Below are 3564 nucleotides of genomic sequence, written 5' to 3' on the forward strand. Positions count from 1 at the left end.
ACCGCCCGGCGGACACCGCCGCCCGCCGCCCGGCCCGCCGCACCGCCCGCGGTTCCGCCGGTGTCGCTTCCTCCTGCGGTTCCGCCCGCGCCTCCGCCCGGGACGTCAAGCCAGTTCCAGCCGCACCTGATGTTCGGCGGCCTGCGACGCCTCCGCGAACGACGCCGACTGGGCGCGGCCGTCCCGCAGCCACGACCGCAGGTCCTCGATGCGTTCGCGCTGCGACCGGCTCAGCGGGACGAGCCGTTCGAGCGCCGCCGCGACGTCCTCGGTCGTGATGTCGCGCGGGCCGTCCGCGAACGCCCGGTACAGCGCGTCGACGATCGCCTGCTCGATCTCCGCGCCGACGTACCCGTCCGCGAGCCGCGCCAGCCGCATCACGTCGAACACCGCCGGGTCGCGCAGCCGCTTGCGCAGGTGCACGTTCAGGATCTCGCGGCGCTCGCTGTCGGTCGGCAGGTCGAGGAAGAACACCTCGTCGAACCGGCCGCGCCGCAGCGTCTCCGGCGGCAGCGCCTGCACGTCGTTCGCCGTCGCCACCACGAACACCGGCGACGTCTTCTCCTGCATCCAGGTCAGGATCGTGCCGAACACCCGCTGCGACGTGCCGCCGTCCAGCCCGCCGGACGCCATCGACTTCTCCAGCTCGTCGATCCACAGCACGCACGGCGACACCGTCTCGGTGATCTTCAGCGCGAGCCGCAGCCGCTCCTCCGACTCGCCCACCAGCGAGCCGAACAGCGCGCCGACGTCCAGCCGCAGCAGCGGCAGCCGCCACAGCCCGCTGATCATCTTCGCGGTGAGGCTCTTGCCCGTCCCCGGGATGCCGATCAGCGCCACATCCCCTTCGGCGCGGGCAGCCCGAACTTCGCGGCCTCCTCGCCGAACGCGCTCTCCCGCAGCGTCAGCCACTCCTTCAGCAGCTCCAGGCCGCCGACGTCGTCGAGCGTCTCCTCCGAGCTGTAGTACTCCAGGGCCTGCGACGACCGGATGACCGCCTTCTTCTCCTCCAGCACCGCCGGGATGTCCAGCTCGTCCAGCACCTTGTCCCGGACGATCGCCTTGGAGAACGCCCGCCGCGCCTGCGTCGCCGTCAGCCCCAGCGCCGCCTGCGCCAGCCGCCACCGCCCGTGGTGCGTCAGGTCGCACTCCACCCGGGTCTGCCGGATCAGCTCGTCCAGGTCCTGGCGCAGCTCCCACAAGCCCGGCAGCGGCATGTCCAGGACGACGACGTCGTCGCCCAGCTCCGCCGGGACGTCCGGCGAGTACGTCGTCACCACCAGCGACGCGTACGTCGACACCAGGCTGTGCGCGAGGTTGCGCAGCTTCCGCTTCACCGCCGGGCTCTTGTGCCAGAACTCGTGGAAGTCCTTCAGGACGTAGAGGTCCTTGCGGTTCGGGTTGTCGCGGGTCAGCTCGGCGATCTTGTCGAGGGCCGCGTCGGGCGTCGCCGCCGTCGGCATCGGCCGCCCGTCCCGCGACACCAGCCCCCGCGCGACGTCCCACATGACGAGGTCGGACTTCGCGGACGCGTCCCGTCCGACCCGCACCTCGTTGAGGACCTCCAGCGCGCGCTGCTCCTCCACCGTCACCAGGACGATCATCGGCACCCGCGCCCGCAGGTACAGGTTCAGATCATCGTGAACGCTCATCGGTCTCCCCATGCGTGCATGCCCGTCACCGCAATGGTCCCGTCGGCCGAGATCACTACCTCGCTCTCCGGGACGTCCGCGAAATCGGCCGGTGCGTACCGTCCGTGATCGCCCAGTACTCCTTGTTGGACGAGCCGCGGAGACCGGCGCCCAGCCGCAGCCGGGCGTTGAACCGGCCGGCGATGACCGTGTCGGCCGATTCGACGGCCGCCGACAGCTCCGGGTCCGCCTCGATCTCACGCCGCGCGAAACCGGTCAGCACCACGATCCCGAGACCGGACGGACGCACCAGCGCGCAGAACTCCCGCAGCGCCGCCGGTTGTTCGAGGGGCTCGCCGCCGCTCACCGTGACCCCGTCGATCCCGGACGTCGCGAGCACCTCCCGCGCGACCTCCTCGACCGTCCGGACGTCCCCGCCCGCACCGTGCGTCTCGGGATTGAAGCAGCCCGGGCAGCCCAGCGTGCAGCCCTGCGCCCACACCACGAAACGCGTCCCCGGCCCGTTCGCGGCGCTCCGCGACAGTGTGGCGTGCACCCGCCACGTCAGTGCCACAACCGGTCCTGCTGCTCTTCCCCGGTCTCGTTGTACGCCTCGGTCGTCAGCTCCTGCGTCTCGACCTCGCCGCCGAGCATCTCGACGAGCTCCTCGGTCGTCTTCAGGCAGCTCATGCCGTCGACGCCGGTCACATGGATCTCGACCTTGCCGTTCGGCTTGATCGTCACCTCGACGGTCTCGTCCATCACACTCCCACCCGCCGGAGCACGACCCTGATCTCCCCGGAATCCTCGGTGCTCTGCCGATCGATCTCGAACCCGCGCTCCCGCAGCGTCGACACCGTGCTGACCAGCGCGTACTTCTGCTTCAGCTCCCGGACGAACCGTTCCTCGGTCGTCTCGCGAATGCCCCACCAGTCGGCGACGACCTCGTAACCGCGATCCGATTTCACGAACCCGATCTCGTCTTGCCCCGCTCGGGACGGATCTTGAATTCCGCGTCCGTCCGCTGGCCCAGATATCCGCGCACGCCCTTGCCGACCGGCTGCGCCTCGTGGCCCATCTCGGCCAGCGCGCGCCGCAGCACCGTCCCGTCGGCGAACCGTGTCCGCACCCTCGTGAAATGCGACAACCCCGACCTCCCGAAATCGCGAGCACCGCAAGCATATTGCGGGGCTATGACACCGAACAGGCATTTCTCCGCACAGTGTCTCCCCGACACCCTCCGATGCCCCGCCGAACCGTTCCCGGGGTTCGGGCGTCCCAAAGAGCAGCCGACAAATGGGGGCGACCGCGATGAGCTGGGGAATCTCGGGCTTCCGCGAGGTGCGCGAACTGGGGCGGGGCACGCAGGGCCGGGTCGTCCTCGCCCGGCACGTGACGGGCGGCCCGCCCGTCGCGATCAAATACCTGCCGGACGGCGCCGACCCGGCCGCCAAGGAACTGTTCCGGCACGAGGCGCGGATGCTCGCCGCCGTCCGCCACCCCAACGTCGCGCGCCTGTACCGCCTGTTCGAGGACGCGACCGGCGCCGCGATCGTGATGGAGGTCGTCGACGGCGTCTCCCTCAAACGCATCCTCGCCGACCACGGCGCCCTCACCCCCGAGGCGTCCCTGCTGCTGCTGAAGGGTTCGCTGCTCGGCCTCGCCGCCGCCCACGCGCACCGGGTCGTCCACCGCGACTACAAGCCCGCCAACGTCGTCGTCCGCGCCGACGGGCTCAGCAAGCTCATCGACTTCGGCGTCGCCGCCCGCACCGGCCGCGGCGGCCGCGTCGGCACCCCCGCCTACATGGCGCCCGAGCAGTGGCGCGGCGAACCCGCGAGCCCCGCCGCCGACGTCTACGCCGCCGCGTGCGTCTTCTACGAGTGCGTCACCGGCCACCGCCCCTACGCGTCCCGCACCGGCCCGGACCTCA

The 3564-nt window shown here is 71.2% G+C and carries 7 protein-coding genes; 1 reads left to right on the plus strand and 6 read right to left on the minus strand.

What is annotated here, in order from left to right:
* Nucleotides 1-105 precede the first annotated feature (105 nt).
* The 6 genes from BJF79_RS63075 to BJF79_RS56240 are packed head-to-tail and all read right to left on the minus strand — an operon-like array spanning nt 106 to nt 2778.
* A complete protein-coding gene (locus BJF79_RS63075; RefSeq protein WP_262403014.1) occupies nt 106-840 on the minus strand; it encodes an AAA family ATPase in 735 nt (244 codons plus the stop codon).
* Nucleotides 831-1652: a hypothetical protein gene (locus BJF79_RS63080; RefSeq protein WP_262403015.1), complete on the minus strand. Its 822-nt coding sequence runs from the start codon at nt 1650-1652 to the stop codon at nt 831-833. The genes BJF79_RS63075 and BJF79_RS63080 overlap by 10 nt, the downstream gene beginning before the upstream one ends.
* Nucleotides 1653-1707: 55 nt before the next feature.
* Entirely contained in the window at nt 1708-2205 is a 498-nt protein-coding gene (locus BJF79_RS35010; protein ID WP_075903881.1) for a 4Fe-4S single cluster domain-containing protein, read from the minus strand.
* Entirely contained in the window at nt 2196-2393 is a 198-nt protein-coding gene (locus tag BJF79_RS35015) for a DUF2997 domain-containing protein (protein ID WP_075903883.1), read from the minus strand. Before BJF79_RS35015 ends, BJF79_RS35010 begins: the two co-directional genes overlap by 10 nt.
* The gene (locus BJF79_RS56235) at nt 2393-2599 is read right to left on the minus strand and encodes a DUF1257 domain-containing protein (protein WP_158079382.1); all 207 of its coding nucleotides are present in this window, start codon (nt 2597-2599) and stop codon (nt 2393-2395) included. Before BJF79_RS56235 ends, BJF79_RS35015 begins: the two co-directional genes overlap by 1 nt.
* Nucleotides 2596-2778 (minus strand): hypothetical protein, encoded by a 183-nt coding sequence (locus BJF79_RS56240; RefSeq protein WP_262403016.1) that lies wholly within the window; start codon nt 2776-2778, stop codon nt 2596-2598. The genes BJF79_RS56235 and BJF79_RS56240 overlap by 4 nt, the downstream gene beginning before the upstream one ends.
* Nucleotides 2779-2927: 149 nt before the next feature.
* Here BJF79_RS56240 and BJF79_RS35025 point away from each other — a divergent pair.
* A partial coding sequence (locus BJF79_RS35025; RefSeq protein ID WP_262403017.1) for a serine/threonine-protein kinase occupies nt 2928-3564 on the plus strand: 637 nt, incomplete at its 3' end.

The sequence above is a fragment of the Actinomadura sp. CNU-125 genome (assembly GCF_001942465.1).
GTDB lineage: Bacteria > Actinomycetota > Actinomycetes > Streptosporangiales > Streptosporangiaceae > Spirillospora.